The following is a 17,621-nucleotide window of genomic DNA, read 5'->3' on the forward strand; positions in this document are numbered from 1 at the left end:
AAGATAGATTTAGATTAACGCCTAGGCGCTAACGTGATCATGACGACGCCATGATCACTGCTTTGTTGATCATACTCAAAAATGGGGCAAACTAAATGTTGTACATGAGTATGATGAGCACTCACGCTAAAAAAACACTGGCTAGCGCTCGTATCAAACTCCGAAGAGAGTAAAATATGATCTAAGGTCACCCATTGCTGCGCAAAATAATGTGTACCTGGACACGGTTGAGACTCTCGCTCTGGATCCGCTTTTTGATATAAATCCCAAGCATTTTTTAAACAGTATTTGTCTAAATATTGCTTGTCTTGCGCCCCTGTTACAAAACGTAATTCATGCTTTAGAAGCTGACTTAATACACCATCTTCTAAATTATTATTAAAATCACCTAATAAAACAACGGGTAAACCCAACTTTTCTCGGCGCTCTAGTATCGCCATATGTAATAGTAACGCCTCGCTTCCACGTTGCACTGTCGATCCCCACCCACCCGAAAGTTGTGCTTTTAAGCGTCCTAATATGGTTTTTTCAATACGCTCTTTTGCGTCAGGGTAATACTCAAAGAGGGATCGTTTCGATTTAAGATGCACAACATAAAAATCGCATAACCCAATATGTGGCAATTCGATACTTGCGCGTAATACTTTACGACTAAATGAAAAATCAGCAGACAAGCCTAAGGGAGCTAATAACGTTGGATCCACACCCAACGCATACGTTTCTTTGATAGGGTAACGAGAAGCGATGGCAAGTACGGGATCTCGATAGATAAATCCGTCGCTTAATGTCGGCGCATCAACGACTGAAAAATATGCATACCCCGCTTCTTTTAATAGTTTCTGTAAGGAGTCAATGCTAAAAACTTCTTGAAAAGCAATAACATCAGGTTTAAATCTAGCAAGATAAGCGCATATCCAAGCTTGTTTTTTTGCCCATTGCACGTCACTATAAATTGACTCAAAATCATAATATGCATAAGGAGGCTGTGCATAATTAAAAAGATTAAAAGTGCATATTTTTATTGGCGTTGTTGGTGTTGTACACAAATCATGAGACAAATTATGCTACCTATAAATAATATAACTATTATGGTTTACGCCTTGATACGATCTCCAAGCAGTACCTGATAAAGTATTTTGAGACAACATGGCATATAACGAGATCCCTTTACTGATCAGTCGTAAAATATACGCTTTTCTTCTCATAATATAACTTATTTAACTGAAAACCGGCTAGATCCGGTAAAGAAAATAACAGAATCCCCCATTTTTACTGCATTTGCTATAAACTGAGAAAATACCCTCTACTTTAGAGCAAAGGAAATTACATGAAATTGCTTCTTAAAATATTTATCTCATTCATCGTCTTGATCCTTCTCGCGATGCTTGCTTTAGTCATGTTGGTCAATCCCAATGATTACAAAGAGCAGATCCAAACCCAAGCAAAACAGAGTCTTAATCGTGAATTACTTATTAACGGTGATTTAAGCTGGACTTTATTCCCACAACTCGGTCTGAGTAGTGGTGAGATTGAAGTACGTAACTTAGATGGATTTAATCGAGAAAACTTTCTAAAAATAGAGAGTGCAAGTCTGGGTATTAAAATATTGCCATTGTTAAAAGGCCAATTAAAAATTGCAGAGTTAAACTTAGAAGGTTTTAGGTTAAATATTATTACCAATAAATATGGACAATCTAATCTTGATAACTTAGGCCCTCAAAACAGTATTGAAGAGCAACCTGAAAGTAACACCAAACAAAGCACTGAAGTCGTCACTAACAACGATAATAAAGAGGCCTTTTTTGATATAAGCCAACTGGTGTTAGATGGTATTAATATCAACAATACCGTACTAGAAATACAAGATTTAAAAGCCAATAGTTACCATAAAGTGATCATTAATAAAATGCACTTAGGGCAATTTGAATTTTCTAAAGACAGTGATTTTGTTCTTATTAGTGAACTCCTTGTTAATGGTACTAAAGCTAATATCAAACTCACCAGTGTCATTAATGTCAGCGCAGATCTCACCCAAATTAATCTTAATAACCTCGTATTGGAAAGCCAATTTAGTGGTAAAGACATTCCTAATGGCGCAGTAAACAGTACGTTAAAAACAAATGTTGTTTATCAGGTAAAAAGCAAAAAATTAACCTTAGAGCAATTTCAATTTGCTGTGGATGATATCACTTTAAACGGCAAGATCTCATTGCAAAGTGGAGACATTACCAAAGTACGCTACTCCTTGGTTGGGAACCAATGGGATCTTAACCCCTATCTTCCTAAAAATAGTACAACAACTGACAAAAATATAAAAAACGACAGTAAAGTAACAAAAAAGGTAGAGAAAAACACAGCCGAAGTCGAGCCTGATCTCAGTTTCTTACAAGGCTTAGATGTACAAGGTGATTTGAAAATTGCCGGTATTTTATATGAAAATATAAAAATTGGTACGATCACCAACAACTTGATCATAAAAAAAGGTAAAGCAAGCTTAAGCCCTCTTAATGTACAACTCTATGGAGGACAATTAAACTTAAATGCAAGTGTTGCAGATGCTAAGGGTAAAAACCGTTATTACGTGAATACACAGCTTAAAGACGTCCAATTACGCCCCCTACTCATTGATGCGGCTCAAATTAAGTTTCTCAGTGGTCACACTGCCTTTAGCTTTAAAGGTAAAGGCCAAGGCCTAACCCAAAGCAAAATTAAAAAAGGATTAAGCGGTCAAGGTAGCTTTACTTTACTCGATGGTGAACTTTATGGGGTTAACCTTCATCAAGATATACGCCGTTTGAAAGCAACATTAAAAGGTAAGAAACCGCCGACAGAAAGCGATGTGAAAAAGACAGACTTTGCCTCTCTTGCCGGTAGCTTTAGTTTGCATAAAGGCGTGGTTAATAATCAAAAATTATTAATGTTATCCTCCGTTTTACGTTTAGATGGTACGGGGATCATTAATATTATTAGCAATACTTTAGATTATAAATTGAGCCTTGCACCCCTTTCAAAACGCGGCGTAGAAACCGAGCAATTTGATCTTAATGGTGTTGTGATCCCCTTGCATATTCAAGGCTCTTTAAACGATCCTAAGTTCTCTTTAGACACAAAAGGCGCATTCAAAGCACAGGCAAAAGCAAAAATAGATGCTGAGAAAAAACGCTTACAACGTAAGGTAGAAAAAAAATTAAAAGGTCGTCTTGATGATAAATCGAAACAACTTTTAGATGGCATATTCAAAGGTTTATTTAGATAAAATATAATCTAACGCATATAAAAAGGGCATTGAATGTAAACCATTCAATGCCCTTTTTTATATGAAATATATTTAGATAGAGTGCATTTACTTTAGGTGAGGCGTATTGGTCTGCACGTCCATGTTTTGCGCGCGATGGCGTAACAGGTGATCTAACAATGTGATTGCCATTTGCGCTTCAGCAATGGGCACTGCGCGAATACCGACACAAGGATCATGACGACCTTTAGTTATCATCGTTGTCGCCTCGCCCTCTTTGGTAATAGTTCGCCCAGGGATAGTTAAACTTGATGTCGGTTTTAATGCGATTGACGCAATAATATCTTGCCCAGTAGATATACCCCCTAAAATGCCACCAGCATGATTTGATAAAAACCCTTGCGGGGTCATTTCATCGCGATGCTCGGTGCCTTTTTGCTCAACCACTTTAAAGCCATCGCCAAACTCTACACCTTTCACCGCATTAATACTCATGAGTGAATGTGCTAACTCTGCATCTAATCTATCAAAAACAGGCTCCCCTAAACCAACAGGAACATTCGATGCAACAACAGTGACTTTCGCACCCACTGAGTTACCTTCTTTTATTAGCGCTTTCATATAGGTTTCAAGGGCGCTAATTTTACTCGGATCAGGAAAGAAGAAAGGATTGTTATGTACTTCAGACCAATCTAATACTTGCGCGCTAATATCACCTAATTGGCTTAAATAACCATTAATTGTAATGCCAAATTTGGTCTTTAAATATTTTTTAGCAATTGCGCCAGCTGCCACTCGCATCGCAGTTTCGCGCGCAGAAGCGCGGCCTCCACCTCGATGATCACGATGACCGTATTTTTGATAATAAGTATAATCTGCATGACCGGGGCGAAAAAGATTTTCAATAGCTGAATAATCTTGTGAGCGTTGATCCGTATTTAAAATCATCAGGCCAATACTGCACCCTGTCGTCTTACCTTCAAAAACGCCCGATAATATCTGCACTTGATCTTTTTCTTGGCGCATCGTGGTATAACGAGATTGTCCTGGACGACGCCTATCTAAATCATGTTGCAGATCCGCCTCACAAATTTCTAAACCCGGCGGGATACCATCTACGATACAACCTAAAGCAACGCCATGACTTTCACCAAAGGTACTTACTTTAAAGAGTTGACCAATACTACTTCCTGCCATAATTCTACCCTATTATATGATTGAGCTAGTGCACCAATGGTGAGAGGGAAATTAACGTGATGTTATTTTAACTTTTCTAATTGCGCTTTAGTCAGCACAAAGACGCCGTGTCCACCCGATTTTAATGGGATCCATTCAAAATCTACATCAGCATAAGCTTCATCTAAATGAATTTGTGAGTTGCCTACTTCGACAAATAACAAACCATTATCATTGAGCATATCAGCTGCTTGTGCCAGCATTTTACGGACAAGATCAAGGCCATCAAACCCCGATGCTAAACCTAACTCTGGCTCATGTTTAAACTCAGCGGGTAAGTTTTGCATATCTTCATTATCAACATACGGAGGGTTTGAAACAATTAAATCATATTTTTCGTTTTCAATACCCGAAAACAGATCCGACAACATAGGAATAACTTGTTGCTCTACGCCGTGTCCTTGAATATTAATTTCAGCCACATCTAAGGCATCTTCTGATATGTCGACTGCATCAACGTACGCATCAGGGAAAGCATAAGCACAAGCAATCGCAATACAAGCGCTGCCAGTACAAAGATCTAAAATACGCTCAGGAGATGTTGTTAGCCATGGTTTAAAACCATTTTCAATTAATTCAGCAAACGGAGAGCGAGGCACTAAGGTGCGTTCATCCACATAAAATTCTAAGCCCGCGAACCATGCACTATTGGTCAAATATGCAACGGGAATACGCAATTCAATACGTTTGATAACTAATGCGACCAATTTTTCACGCTCTCTACGTGTTAAGCGCGCATGATTAAACTCTATATCGCTGTATAGTGGTAATTTAAATGTAGCAAAGATTAAACTACGTGCATCATCGAGTGCGTTGTCTTGTCCATGCCCATAAAAAAGCTCTGCTTGTTCAAATTGCGTACATGTCCAACGTAACATATCTTGAATAGTAAGCAGTTCATCAACTGCTTCATCGCAAAAAATCGATTCCAATTTATTCTCCAATCGAGTTAAAATAAGCACTTAAAAATAGAGAGTTAAAAACCATGAGCAAACATAAAGATGATGATGATGATTTTTCGCTATTTAGCGCTGAATTTTCAGGTATTAAAAAGTTAACACAGGATAGCATACTATTAAGTACGAAAAATACGAAGAAAAAGCAGTTCAATCAAGTCGCCATTGTGGCTGATTTAGAAACCGAACATTTTTCAGATGGTTTTGAGCCACTCCTTGCAGAACAAGGCCCGGTACGCTATTGCCGAGATGATGCAGGCAAGTATTTATTAAAACAATTACGCAGAGGTGATTTCTCACCTGAAATTATATTGGACTTACATGGCTTAACTCAACTTGAAGCAAAACGAGAATTGGGCGCATTGATTGCGTGTTGTAAAAAAGAAGGTTTATATTGTTGCAGTGTGCTGCATGGGATAGGTACGTATGTACTAAAAAAACAAGTCCCCCTTTGGCTCGCACAACATCCAAACATTTTAGCTTTTCATCAAGCCCCCCTTGAATTTGGTGGCCGTGGCGCTTTATTAGTACTTATTGAGCTAGAAGACTGGCAGATAAAACGTGAATTTGAAAAATAAAACGTATCCTCTGCCTGGCGTATAAAGTAGCACCTGTATTTAAGGTAATTGACTGACCGCAATAATACTATGTAACTGCGCAAAACCTTGCTCATCTAATTCGATATGGGCAACGCTTGATGTCGAAAACGCAGGAACACCTGCCGAGGGGACAAGTTCAGACACAATATAACCGACTAAGGGAAGGTGTGAGATCAACAAGACACTTTTGATGCCCTGCGCCTGTAACGCAAGTATTTCTGAGACGGTTTTATGCGCACTGCCTGATGGGGTTAATATTCTTAACGTTTGTTGTTGCTCTATATCAGGAAAGTATTCACATACACTTTGCCACGTTTGTTGTGCTCGTACAAAAGGGCTGACCATAAGCGCATCAAAAACCACGTCTTTTGTGCGTAAATAACGCGCCATTCGAGCGTTTTGAGCGCGCCCTAATGACGTTAATGCGCGTTGTTCATCGGATCTTGCCATCATTTGGGCTTCACCATGACGCATAATATAAAGATGCATAATATTTATTCTCAGTGTCTTATGTAGGCAAAAAGTATAGCATACAAAATCAGCAACTAAGACGTATAACAGTGCAAGTTCATACGTTTATAAAATTACTTTATTAATTCTTTACCGGGCCGTTACCGGTGAAATGTAATATCGCAGCAGCAACACAAAAAACCCCCACAAATCCACCTAAGAAAATAACAGGCATAGCTGCATAACCTAATGTATGCCAAATAATTGATTCTAAGTTACTCATACGCATCCTCTGCTTTACGTTACAATATTGTTAATAATACGTAATAATGACATGAAAAACATGTTTAAAATCATAAAACAGGTAAACAATTTTTTTTATTAAGGGAACTTTTTAAATAAAACATTGCCTGTTACTATACCAAAATCATTCTGAATATGAGTATTCTCATGGAAAAACAACAAATTAAAGCATTACGCAATTACCTAAACCAAATGATTTTAGGGCAAAGTGAATTAGTCGATGGATTACTAATCGCATTGCTTGCAGATGGACATATTATTGTAGAGAGTCCCCCTGGACTTGCCAAAACACGTGCCATTAATGCCCTTGCTAAAGGAATCGAAGGCGATTTTCATCGCATTCAATTCACCCCTGACTTATTGCCTTCTGATTTAACGGGAACGGATATTTTCCGCCAAGAAACAGGCGAGTTTATTTTTGAAAAAGGCCCTCTTTTCCATAACCTTATTTTAGCGGATGAGATAAACCGTGCCCCTGCAAAAGTACAATCGGCTTTATTAGAGGCGATGGCCGAGCATCAAATTACGGTAGGTAAAACGACTTATCAATTACCAGAGCTTTTTTTAGTAATGGCAACACAAAATCCATTAGAGCAAGAAGGCACTTATCCTTTACCAGAAGCACAGCTAGATCGTTTTATTATGCACCTTGAATTAGATTATCCGGATGCAAAAACTGAAAAACAAATCTTAGCCCTTAATCATAAAGAGATTTTAAAAGAAGAAGTTGCAAAGGTAACCCCTCTCACTAATCAGCAAATTTTTAATATGCGCCGTGAAGTGATGAATATCACTATCGCTCCGCATCTTGAGGACTACCTCATTAATTTGATCATAGCGACGCGTCAACCTAAACTCTATTCTGATCAACTCGGTGAATGGATAAATTATGGTGCGAGTCCACGCGCAACACTTGCCTTAATGCGCACCGCCAAAGCACGAGCGTGGTTAGATCAACGCGATCATGTGATCCCTGATGATATTATTCAAAACCTTTATCCGGTATTACGCCATCGTTTGATTTTAACTTATGAAGCAGAGGCACAAGGCATTACAGCGAATCAAGTGATCAAAGAAATATTACAACAAGTGGCGATCCCTGCATAATGAGCCGTCAAAATATACTCGCTATTTTTAATAACACACCTTATAGCAATGGTATTGAGGTCAATCTCAATGAATTACTGAGTTATAAGCAACAAGCGAAAATGACCTTAAAGCTTAAAAATTGCGTAGCGAAACAAGCCCGTGCTGGAAATTATTTGTCAAAAATAAAAGGCCGAGGCATGGAGTTTGCTGAGGTGCGTCATTACCAAGCCGGCGATGACATCCGCAATATAGATTGGGCTGTCACGGCGCGTACGGGTAAAGCGCACAGTAAATTGTTTCAAGAAGAAAAAGAGAGGTCGGTGTTTATACTGCTTGATCTATCCGACAGTATGATTTTTGGTAGTCAATTTGTGTTTAAATCTGTACAAGCTTGTCATTTAGGCGCGCTACTCAGTTGGCAAGCGAAGCAACGCGGTGATCGTCTTGGGGGTTTGATTTTTAATCAACAAAGCGTTGCAGAGTTAAAGCCCAGCGGACGCCACCTTGGCTTAATGCGTTTTTTACATCAAAGTGACGCACTATGCTTAAAAGAAGCGTTTAAAACACACTCTGAGCAACAATCTTTATTGATACAACTCAAACGCATTGCACGTCTCGTTCAAACGGGTAGCCAAGTACACTTAATAAGTGATTTTTCACAACTTGATGATGAATGCATAAAAATACTCAGCCAAATAAAACGTCATAATCAAGTACATGCCTGGCATATCAATGATCCTCTAGAGCGCCAATTACCTGACAATTTAACACATAAAAAAGTGCAGATTAATAGTTTATCCGGCAGTGCTTTTTTCAACAAGAAAGCCTCTCGTCAAGATTATAAAAACCAAGCTTTACAACGCCATGAAAAAATAGTGAATACTTTTATACAGCAAGGGGTAGCATACCACTCAATTTGCGCCTCTTTACCTTTAATGGAGCAATTTCATGCGCGCACAAACTAGCACAGATCCCCTCGCTCAATTAGCTGACATTATCAGTCCAACCGTACCAAGCAGTTGGCCACCAGCCCCCCTATATTGGATATTATTAGTCATTGTATTCGCACTTTTAGGTGGCCTTTTCTGGTACCTTCATAAACAAAGTAAAGAGTGGAAAAAAGATAAAAACATACGTCTACAATTACAAACATTAATCCACCAAGATGCGAGTTTTATTCAATTAAATCAACTTTTAAAAGCCGTGGCTCTGCAACATTTTCCGCGTCATCAAGTGGCCTCTTTACATGGTAAAGCTTGGTTTGTTTTTTTACATCAATATAGCCAAACAAGTCTCTTTGGTGGTCAGCAACGTTTTTTACAACGCCTTTATAAAGAGACACATAAAGGATGTAGCCCTGACGATTTTAATGATGCGAAGCTCTGGTTGAACGGACTTAAAAAAGAGATCAAAAAAAGGACAAGAAATGTTTGAATTTTCACATTTATGGCTATTTTTAATACTGCCATTGCCCTTGCTTGCTCGTTATTTTTTAAAAGCTGCGAGTCAGCAGCATACACAAGTATGGATCCCACTTGCGACGGGCAGTAAACAATCGTTTTTACAGCAAACACAAAGTAAGTTCGGCGCTTTTATCTTATTGCTTGCTTGGACTCTTGTGATCGTTGCTCTTGCCAAACCTATTTACTATGGTGAGCCTATTCGCGCTCAACAACAAAGCCGCAATATGATCTTATCGTTAGATCTTTCTGGCAGTATGAACGAAGTGGATATGCGTCTAGATGGGCAAAGTGTCACCCGTTTATCTCTTGTAAAATCTTTACTTAAAAAATTTGTTGCCACGCGTCAAGGCGATCGCTTAGGGCTTATTTTATTTGCGGATCATGCCTATTTACAAACACCTTTAACCTTTGATTTAAAAACCATCGCACAGCGCATAGAAGAAACACAAATAGGACTCGTCGGTATACGCACCGCTATCGGTGAATCTATTGCTATCGCCATCAAACGTTTTGTTAAAAACAAAAATAAACAACGCATCTTGATTTTACTTACCGATGGCAGTAATACAGCGGGGCGTATTAAACCTTTGCAAGCAGCCCGACAAGCAGCCAAAAATCATATCACTATTTACACTATTGGTATTGGCGCAGATAGCATGCTAAAACAAGGTTTTTGGGGCCAGCAACGCATTAACCCGTCAGCCGATCTTGACGAAAAGAGCCTCACTGAAATCGCCAAATTAACAGGTGGTCAATATTTTAGAGCCAAAGACCAACAACAACTTGAAAAAATCTATCAAATTATTAATCAACTTGAGCCGATTGATAGTGAAAAGTTAAAATATCGGCCTCAGCGCGATCTTTTTTATTATCCGCTTGCAGGCGCCCTCTTATTACTGATTTTCTATGCTCTCTATCTACAACTGCAAGGCTACCGAAATGCTCGTTGAAAACTTCCTTTTTTTACGCCCAGAATGGCTCTATGGCTTATTGTTAATAGGTGCAATTGCACTCTTTAGATCTCGGCGTCAGCATAAAAGCCAAAAACAGCCCTTAATTGCCCCCCATTTAAGCCCTAATTTAGTGCATTACGCAGTGCAAAATAAGATGCAACATTATTTCTTATATCCGCTCGCGATATTAACGCTGATTGCGTTAGCTGGCCCAAGTTGGCAGAAAATCAGTACCCCTATTTACGACATCAAAAAAGCACAAGTTTTGATCATGGATATGTCTTACTCTATGTATGCAACCGATATTAAACCGGATCGTTTAAGTCAGGAAAAATACAAAGCCATGGATTTAATAAAAGCATGGGATGAGGGCGAAAAAGCTTTAGTCGCCTACGCTGGAGATGCCTTTACACTTTCACCTTTAACCCGTGATAGTAATGCCATTTTAAATCATATTCCCAATTTAACGCCAGAGATAATGCCAGTAATGGGCTCAAATGCAGATGCTGCATTGCAAAAAGCAATCACTTTACTGACCAATGCGGGCTACACAAAGGGCCACATTGTATTTATGACCGATGGCATTAGCCCGACACAGGCCGATAGCATGCTGGATCGCTTAAAAGGCACCGCATGGGTTGTTTCCGTGTTAGCGCTTGCTACCGAGAAAGGGGCTCCTATTACGCTTGCTAATGGGAAGTTAGTGAGTGATAAACAGGGTAATATCGTTATCGCCACACTTAATAGTGCTCCCTTAATTAAAGTAACCAACGCAACCCATGGCTTGTATCAAACATTCCAAAGCGATAATCAAGACGTATTACAACTGGCCTCTTTTTTTAAACAGCAAAGTGCACAAAAAAATGACAGCGCGAATAACCTCTTTGAACGCGCTAAAGATGCGGGCTACTGGTTTACCTTTGTCATCGCCATCCTTTTCTTAGGATTATTTCGCAAAGGATTTTTTTATCTCTTGTTATTTTGTGTCGGGTTACCACTTAGTAGTACTCACGTTGAAGCTTCTATCTGGAACAATAATCAACAAAATGCTTATCAAGCGTATCAAGACAAAGATTATAAACATGCAGCAGAGCTCTATGAAAACAACTTTGATAAAGGTGCTGCATTATATAAAAACAAAAAATACAGCGATGCACTCAGTGCGTTTACTGAGGTTATCAAAAAAGATCCTAACAATGCGCATGCGTTTTATAACCAGGGCAATAGCTTTGCCAAGTTGGACGAGTTAGATAATGCGATCCAAGCGTATCAGCGCGCATTGATACTTAAAAAAGACTTTACGCAGGCCCAGAGAAATAAAGAAATAGTGATGCAAGAAAAACAAAAACAAAAAAAACAAGCACAAAATAAAAAGAGTAAGCAACAGAAAAAACAAGACGGTAAAAACAAAAAACAACAAGCGCAAAAAAACAACAAGCAAGATCCCGATAAAAAATCGAATAAGGCGTCTAAAGACAACAAAGACAGTAAAGACAGTACCTCTAAAAAAGATGAGCGCTCAAAGACTGAGAAAAATCAGCAAGAAAAGAAAAAGCAACAAACAAAAAATAATAACGATGATAAAAATAAAAATGCTCAGCAGGCACAGCAGCCTCCCTTGCCCGCTAAAAAAGAGTCATTAAAAGAAAAAAACAAAAAACAAAAAGATAAAGCGCGTACAAGCGCACAAAAAAACAATAAGAAAAAAACGTTAAAAAACAATAACCCCCCCTTAATGGGCATCACTAAATCTAAGGATAAAATCAATAAAGAGTATCAAGCATTGCCTAATTGGCTTAAAAACATGCCTGATGATCCCTCTTTATTACTTCAAAATAAAATGCGTATTGAATATCGAAAACGCGCGCTAAGTCAGCCTGTCCAGCCACAAAATAATGGGATCATCTGGTAATGAAAACACTTTCAACGTTAATCTTCAGCTTGTTTATGTCCGTGTGTTTCACACAACTGGCCTACGCTAACACGACTATTCAAGCCTTTGTAAATAACAATACTATCGTAATGGGCGAACAACTCATTTTAAATATTAGCGTCAATGATATTGGATCTGAATATCAACTTGATAGCTCGCCTTTAACACGTAACTTTCGCGTTTTTCTCCCCTCTCAATCTCGTCAACGTGAAAATATTAATGGGAAAATGAGCCAAAAAACCACATGGAAAATTCGTTTACAAGCTAAAAAAACAGGGAAACTACAGATCCCCTCTTTAACAGTTGGCCCCTTAAAAACACAGCCTATTGCGATTCAAGTTGAGATCTATTCAGCAAATAAAGTTAATAATACTAACAACAGCGTTTTTATGCGCAATTCACTGAGTAAAGACAACGTTTATCTGGGTCAGACATTCATTTTAACCAGTCAGGTTTTTCTTTCCAAAGTAAGTGATAATTTGGAGCTTAGTATGCCAACGTTAGATAATGCATCGATTGAGATATATGCTAGCGATAAAAGTGGTAGCATTATTCGTAATGGTATTCGTTACCAAACCATCACTCGACAATATAAAATAACACCACATAAAGCAGGAAAAATAGCGATCACCCCTCCCTATTTAAGCGGGACATTACGTAAAATTATCCACGTTAATCAATGGCAGAACAAAATACTGGCAGTGCCTATTAATCTTCAAAATGAAATTCTGAATATTACTGTTAAAGCTATCCCTAAAGATTTTAAAGGAGAGTGGATAATCAGTGATGATCTGCGTTTAGTTGAGAATATAGATTTAACACAAAAAAGTTATCATGTTGGAGAGCCTATCACGCGCAGCGTGACACTAAAGGTTGCTTCTATTGATCAGGATAAACTACCTTCTATCGATTTTAATTACTCGGGATCTTTACGTTATTACCCTGATAAGGATGTTTTTGCATCTCAAAGAGACAATGTATTATCCTATGCGACGCGTACTTTTAAACATGCCATTATTGCCGACAAAGCGGGGACATTAATTTTACCCGAAATTAAGATCGTTTGGTGGAATAGCCAAACCGATAAACAACAAGTCACCTTACTGGCACAGCAAACATTAACTATTTTAAGTGCCAACACATCAAATATTACGCCGCGCACGACAGTAGTAGACACAAACTTAGCAATGAAAACCCCGCCCGTAAATACGTCTGAAAACGTCTTTAACTATTGGAAAATAAGCACTCTCATCTTCGCCCTTTTATTTTCTGGTACGCTACTATTACTGTTTTTATCCCTGCGCGTCAAAAAAACTAAACGCGCCACAAACATGGTGAGCACACCACAAACATCGGCTTATCTTCTTTTACAAAAAAAGCTAAAAAAAGGTAATAGTACAGAGGTTTACCAAGCACTGCTTATTTATGCTCAGCAACGTTTTCCAACACTCAAAAGTATCAGTCAACTCCCTTTAATGAGTCAGCTGAGTGAACAAGAAAAAATGCAATTGCGAGATATCCTTATCACGTTGGAAAATGCATGCAGTCACGGTAATAAAACATGCGCCACACAATATTTAAGCGTATTGATCCAAAAAATACATGATCAACAAACACACTTAGCAACAGATGACGTTTTACGCTTAAACCCCACTGAAGAGTAAACTTAACCAAAAACATATAAGGCGTTGATAAAAAAATGATAAAATGTATTTTTTACTCTGGGTGTACACGTGACACTCAGAGCGTTTTACGCCTGATAGTCCTCGTTAAATGCAATAAATAATACTCCAATTACAACTTAAAAAAACAACAAGTTACAATTCACCAGTCGCCTACCCCCTCCTTTACAGCTTGCTTTTCAACCTACTTTAAAAGCCTGAATTTATTGTAATTTAAATATTTTTATCAGTTTTAAAGCAGATGAGCATTCCTTATTTTTGAGATCTAAAGCACAAGTTCAAAGTGGCACTTCGTGTTTTTTCTCCTATGCTTTGATTTTGTTCATTAATAAATTGATTGATCCGCTCATTATATAAACAAGGAATTGCACATGAAAGTGATTAAGATAGCGTTATTATTTAGTGTCGCCAGCTTAGTGCCACAACTCGCGAGTGCAGATACGCTCGCCAAAGTGCTAAAAAATGGCACTCTACACTGTGGCGTCTCTACCGGTATTCCAGGTTTTTCAGCCACAGATTCCAAAGGGGTCTGGAAAGGTATCGATGTGGATTTTTGTCGCTCAGTCGCCTCTGCCGTTTTAGGCGATGCCTCTAAAGTTAAATATATTCCTCTTACTGCAAAAGAACGTTTTACGGCCTTACAAAGTGGTGAAATAGATGTTTTAGTTCGCTCATCAACATGGACAGCAACGCGCGATACCTCACTCGGTTTAAACTTTGCCGGCGTTAATTACTACGATGGTCAGGGATTTTTAGTCAAAAAAAGTCTGAATGTGAATTCTGCAAAAGATCTTGATGGTGCCACTTTTTGTATTCAAGCAGGTACCACAACCGAGCTCAATTTAACCGATTATTTTAAATCTAATAATATGCAATATAAAGCCGTAACCTATGATACATCGGGTCAAACCATTGATGGTTTCAAAAAAGGACGCTGTGATGCGGTGACCTCTGATGCTTCTCAGTTATACGGCTTAAAATTAAAAATGAAAGATCCACAATCAGTGATGGTGTTACCTGAAATCATCTCCAAAGAGCCTTTAGGTCCTGTTGTTCGCCAAGGTGATGATAAGTGGTTTAATGTAGTGCGCTGGACTTTATTTGCATCCATCTCTGCTGAGGAGCTAGGCGTTACGACGGCAAATGTCGATACTATGCTTAAGTCTAAAAATCCAAGTGTGAAACGTTTACTTGGTATCTCAGGTAAAACCGGTGCAGATCTTGGTTTAAGCGAAAAATGGGCTTATAACATCATCAAAAATGTTGGTAATTATGGTGAAGTATTTGAGCGTAACGTGGGCAGTAAATCGCCTCTCAATATTAAACGTGGCCTGAACAACTTATGGAATAACGGGGGATTAATGTATCCCATGCCTATTCGTTAAGCTTAATTAGGGATCAGGTAGTGATCCCTTTTTTATCAAAGGTGTCTAACTTATGCGTAAAAATGAACTCTCTTCCTCTGCAGGTGGTTTTTTAAATAGCCCAAAAAACAGAGCGATTATTTATCAAGTCGTTGCTCTACTTATTGTTGTCTTCTTTGCCTATTATTTTGCAAATAATATGTTTTCTAACGTCCAAAACCGAGGTATCACAACAGGCTTCTCTTTTTTAGAGCATACGGCAGGCTTTGGTATTAGCCAAACATTGATCCCCTATGATGATGGGACATCAAGCTATTTAGATGTCTTTATTGTGGGTTTATTAAATACCTTATTGGTGTCTGTGATTGGTGTGTTTTGTGCCTCTGTTATTGGTTTGTTAATTGGTATCGGACGCTTATCGTCTAACTTTTTAGTTGCTAAACTATCAATGGTTTATATTGAAACGTTTCGTAATATCCCCATTTTATTACAAATTTTGTTTTGGTATAACATTGTATTAGCAGCACTGCCGAGCACCCGTAACAGCTTAAATTACTTTGATGCTATTTTCTTAAATAATCGAGGATTATTATTACCTAAACCACTTTTTGAAGACGGTAGTGGCTTTATTTTAAGTGCTTTTATATTGGCTTGCTTTAGCGTGTTTTTTTTAGCGCGATGGGCAAAAAAACGCCATGATTTAAGCGGTCAAGAGTTCCCTTTATTGAAGGTGTCTTTAGCCCTTTTAATACTATGCCCTCTCCTGGTGTTCTTTATTGTTAACCAACCTATTCATGCTCAATACCCTGTTTTAAAAGGTTTTAATTTTCAGGGTGGCCTTGCTATTATCCCCGAATTATTAGCCCTTATTTTTGCATTGAGTATTTATACTGCCACCTATATTGCAGAAGCGGTGCGCGCAGGTATCAACTCAGTTTCAACGGGCCAAAAAGAAGCAGCTAAATCTTTAGGGCTAAAAGATCATGTGATTTTACGTAAAGTGGTGTTACCACAAGCACTGCGCGTGATCATCCCCCCTGTTATCAACCAATATCTTAATTTAGTGAAGAACTCCTCATTGGCAACGGCCATAGGTTACCCCGACATTGTCACCCTCTTTTCTGGCACCACTTTAAATCAAGTGGGTCAAGCCATTGAAATTATATTAATGACTATGGCGGTTTACCTGTGCATCAGTATTGTTATCTCAGTTATTTTAAATTGGGTTAACGCTAAAATGGCTATTAAAGGAAGATAATATGGCAACTCATAAAATCATCAATGCCAGACACGCCCCGTCTACCAGTCGCGGTATTATATTCTGGCTACGCGAAAATTTATTTCCAAACCTTAAAAACTCTATTTTAACCTTGGTAGGCCTCTATTTACTGTCTATCACCCTGCCTCCTTTACTCAATTGGATGATATTTGACGCCACTTGGAGTGGAACACAAGCTGAAATAAGTAAAGACGGCGCGCGTTGGATTTTTATTATTGAGAAATTTGATCTGTTTATTTATGGGTTTTACCCTGAAAGTTTACATTGGCGCCCTGATCTTGTGGTGTTAATTACAATTGCTTTTCTTGCGTGTGTTAAATGGCTTCCCCATTTTAAGATAAAAGTCTTTATTATTTTAATTTATCCTTTTATCTGTTTTTTCCTCATCAGTGGAGGGGTATTTGGACTTGAACATGTTGCTACTGAAAAATGGGGAGGATTAATGCTCACTCTGATTGTGGCTGCGGTTGGTATTATTGTCTCGTTCCCTATCGGCATCGTGTTGGCACTGGGACGCCAATCTGATTTGCCTATTTTAAAATTTTTCTGCATAACTTTTATTGAATTTATTCGGGGCGTCCCGTTGATCACCATCTTATTTATGGCATCGGTGATCTTACCGCTGTTTTTTCATGATGGTATTGATTTTGATAAATTATTACGTGCACTGATTGGGATCACGCTTTTCCAATCTGCTTATATTGCAGAAGTTATTCGTGGTGGATTACAAGCGATACCCAAAGGTCAATATGAAGCTGCAAAATCACTGGGACTAAGCTATTGGAAAGGCATGTTATTAATTATATTGCCACAAGCGTTAAAAATATCGATCCCAAATTTAGTGGGATCCTTTATTTCATTATTTAAAGATACGACCTTGGTTTTAATCATTGGTTTATTTGATGTGTTAGCCATGGTGACGCTAACAAATAGTGATAGTGACTGGCTAGGATACGAAATTGAAGGTTATGTATTTGTCACCATGATCTATTGGATCTTTTGCTTTAGCATGTCGCAATATTCTAAACATATAGAACAAAAATTTAATACTGAGCATTAGAATTAGTGCAACGAGGAAA

At 38.3% G+C, this 17,621-nt stretch carries 16 protein-coding genes; 11 read left to right on the forward strand and 5 right to left on the reverse strand.

All coding sequences use genetic code 11. From position 1 onward, the window contains the following. Nucleotides 1–14: 14 nt before the first annotated feature. Nucleotides 15–1,058 (reverse strand): endonuclease/exonuclease/phosphatase family protein, encoded by a 1,044-nt coding sequence (locus tag PCNPT3_RS09265; protein WP_015465611.1) that lies wholly within the window; start codon nt 1,056–1,058, stop codon nt 15–17. A gap of 269 nt (nt 1,059–1,327) precedes the next feature. On the opposite strand from PCNPT3_RS09265, the gene PCNPT3_RS09270 reads away from it, so the two are divergent. Beyond that, nucleotides 1,328–3,256 carry an AsmA family protein gene (locus PCNPT3_RS09270; RefSeq protein WP_015465612.1) on the forward strand — a complete coding sequence of 643 codons (1,929 nt, stop codon included), beginning with the start codon at nt 1,328–1,330 and terminating at the stop codon, nt 3,254–3,256. A gap of 87 nt (nt 3,257–3,343) precedes the next feature. Here the strand turns inward: PCNPT3_RS09270 and aroC are convergent, their stop codons facing one another. Together aroC and prmB are read right to left on the reverse strand one after the other, a co-directional pair. Further along, the gene (gene aroC, locus PCNPT3_RS09275) at nt 3,344–4,432 is read right to left on the reverse strand and encodes a chorismate synthase (protein WP_015465613.1); all 1,089 of its coding nucleotides are present in this window, start codon (nt 4,430–4,432) and stop codon (nt 3,344–3,346) included. Between the two features lie 62 nt (nt 4,433–4,494). Beyond that, the gene (gene prmB / locus PCNPT3_RS09280; RefSeq protein ID WP_015465614.1) at nt 4,495–5,403 is read right to left on the reverse strand and encodes a 50S ribosomal protein L3 N(5)-glutamine methyltransferase; all 909 of its coding nucleotides are present in this window, start codon (nt 5,401–5,403) and stop codon (nt 4,495–4,497) included. A 53-nt stretch (nt 5,404–5,456) separates the two neighbouring features. Here prmB and smrB point away from each other — a divergent pair, with 53 nt between their 5' ends. Continuing rightward, nucleotides 5,457–6,005: an endonuclease SmrB gene (gene smrB, locus PCNPT3_RS09285; protein ID WP_015465615.1), complete on the forward strand. Its 549-nt coding sequence runs from the start codon at nt 5,457–5,459 to the stop codon at nt 6,003–6,005. Between the two features lie 39 nt (nt 6,006–6,044). On the opposite strand, the gene sixA is transcribed toward smrB, so the two are convergent. Continuing rightward, nucleotides 6,045–6,515, reverse strand: coding sequence for a phosphohistidine phosphatase SixA (sixA, locus tag PCNPT3_RS09290; protein ID WP_015465616.1), 471 nt, complete (start codon nt 6,513–6,515; stop codon nt 6,045–6,047). A gap of 103 nt (nt 6,516–6,618) precedes the next feature. Next, the gene (locus PCNPT3_RS13960; RefSeq protein ID WP_015465617.1) at nt 6,619–6,759 is read right to left on the reverse strand and encodes a TIGR02808 family protein; all 141 of its coding nucleotides are present in this window, start codon (nt 6,757–6,759) and stop codon (nt 6,619–6,621) included. A gap of 167 nt (nt 6,760–6,926) precedes the next feature. Here PCNPT3_RS13960 and PCNPT3_RS09295 point away from each other — a divergent pair, with 167 nt between their 5' ends. From PCNPT3_RS09295 to PCNPT3_RS09335, 9 genes are all read left to right on the forward strand, one after another. Beyond that, nucleotides 6,927–7,886: an AAA family ATPase gene (locus PCNPT3_RS09295; RefSeq protein ID WP_015465618.1), complete on the forward strand. Its 960-nt coding sequence runs from the start codon at nt 6,927–6,929 to the stop codon at nt 7,884–7,886. Further along, the gene (locus tag PCNPT3_RS09300) at nt 7,886–8,833 is read left to right on the forward strand and encodes a DUF58 domain-containing protein (RefSeq protein WP_015465619.1); all 948 of its coding nucleotides are present in this window, start codon (nt 7,886–7,888) and stop codon (nt 8,831–8,833) included. Before PCNPT3_RS09295 ends, PCNPT3_RS09300 begins: the two co-directional genes overlap by 1 nt. Next, nucleotides 8,817–9,302: a DUF4381 domain-containing protein gene (locus PCNPT3_RS09305; protein WP_015465620.1), complete on the forward strand. Its 486-nt coding sequence runs from the start codon at nt 8,817–8,819 to the stop codon at nt 9,300–9,302. The genes PCNPT3_RS09300 and PCNPT3_RS09305 overlap by 17 nt, the downstream gene beginning before the upstream one ends. Next, a complete protein-coding gene (locus PCNPT3_RS09310; protein WP_015465621.1) occupies nt 9,295–10,281 on the forward strand; it encodes a VWA domain-containing protein in 987 nt (328 codons plus the stop codon). The genes PCNPT3_RS09305 and PCNPT3_RS09310 overlap by 8 nt, the downstream gene beginning before the upstream one ends. Then, on the forward strand, nt 10,271–12,196 hold the full coding sequence (locus PCNPT3_RS09315; protein ID WP_015465622.1) for a vWA domain-containing protein: 1,926 nt from the start codon (nt 10,271–10,273) through the stop codon (nt 12,194–12,196). The genes PCNPT3_RS09310 and PCNPT3_RS09315 overlap by 11 nt, the downstream gene beginning before the upstream one ends. Beyond that, nucleotides 12,196–13,881: a BatD family protein gene (locus PCNPT3_RS09320; RefSeq protein WP_015465623.1), complete on the forward strand. Its 1,686-nt coding sequence runs from the start codon at nt 12,196–12,198 to the stop codon at nt 13,879–13,881. The genes PCNPT3_RS09315 and PCNPT3_RS09320 overlap by 1 nt, the downstream gene beginning before the upstream one ends. 389 nt (nt 13,882–14,270) lie before the next feature. Further along, on the forward strand, nt 14,271–15,284 hold the full coding sequence (locus tag PCNPT3_RS09325) for an amino acid ABC transporter substrate-binding protein (RefSeq protein ID WP_015465624.1): 1,014 nt from the start codon (nt 14,271–14,273) through the stop codon (nt 15,282–15,284). Between the two features lie 52 nt (nt 15,285–15,336). Then, entirely contained in the window at nt 15,337–16,521 is a 1,185-nt protein-coding gene (locus tag PCNPT3_RS09330) for an amino acid ABC transporter permease (RefSeq protein ID WP_015465625.1), read from the forward strand. 1 nt (nt 16,522) lies between these two features. Next, the gene (locus tag PCNPT3_RS09335; RefSeq protein WP_015465626.1) at nt 16,523–17,602 is read left to right on the forward strand and encodes an amino acid ABC transporter permease; all 1,080 of its coding nucleotides are present in this window, start codon (nt 16,523–16,525) and stop codon (nt 17,600–17,602) included. Nucleotides 17,603–17,621 lie beyond the last annotated feature (19 nt).

It is taken from the genome of Psychromonas sp. CNPT3 (assembly GCF_000153405.2).
GTDB lineage: Bacteria > Pseudomonadota > Gammaproteobacteria > Enterobacterales > Psychromonadaceae > Psychromonas.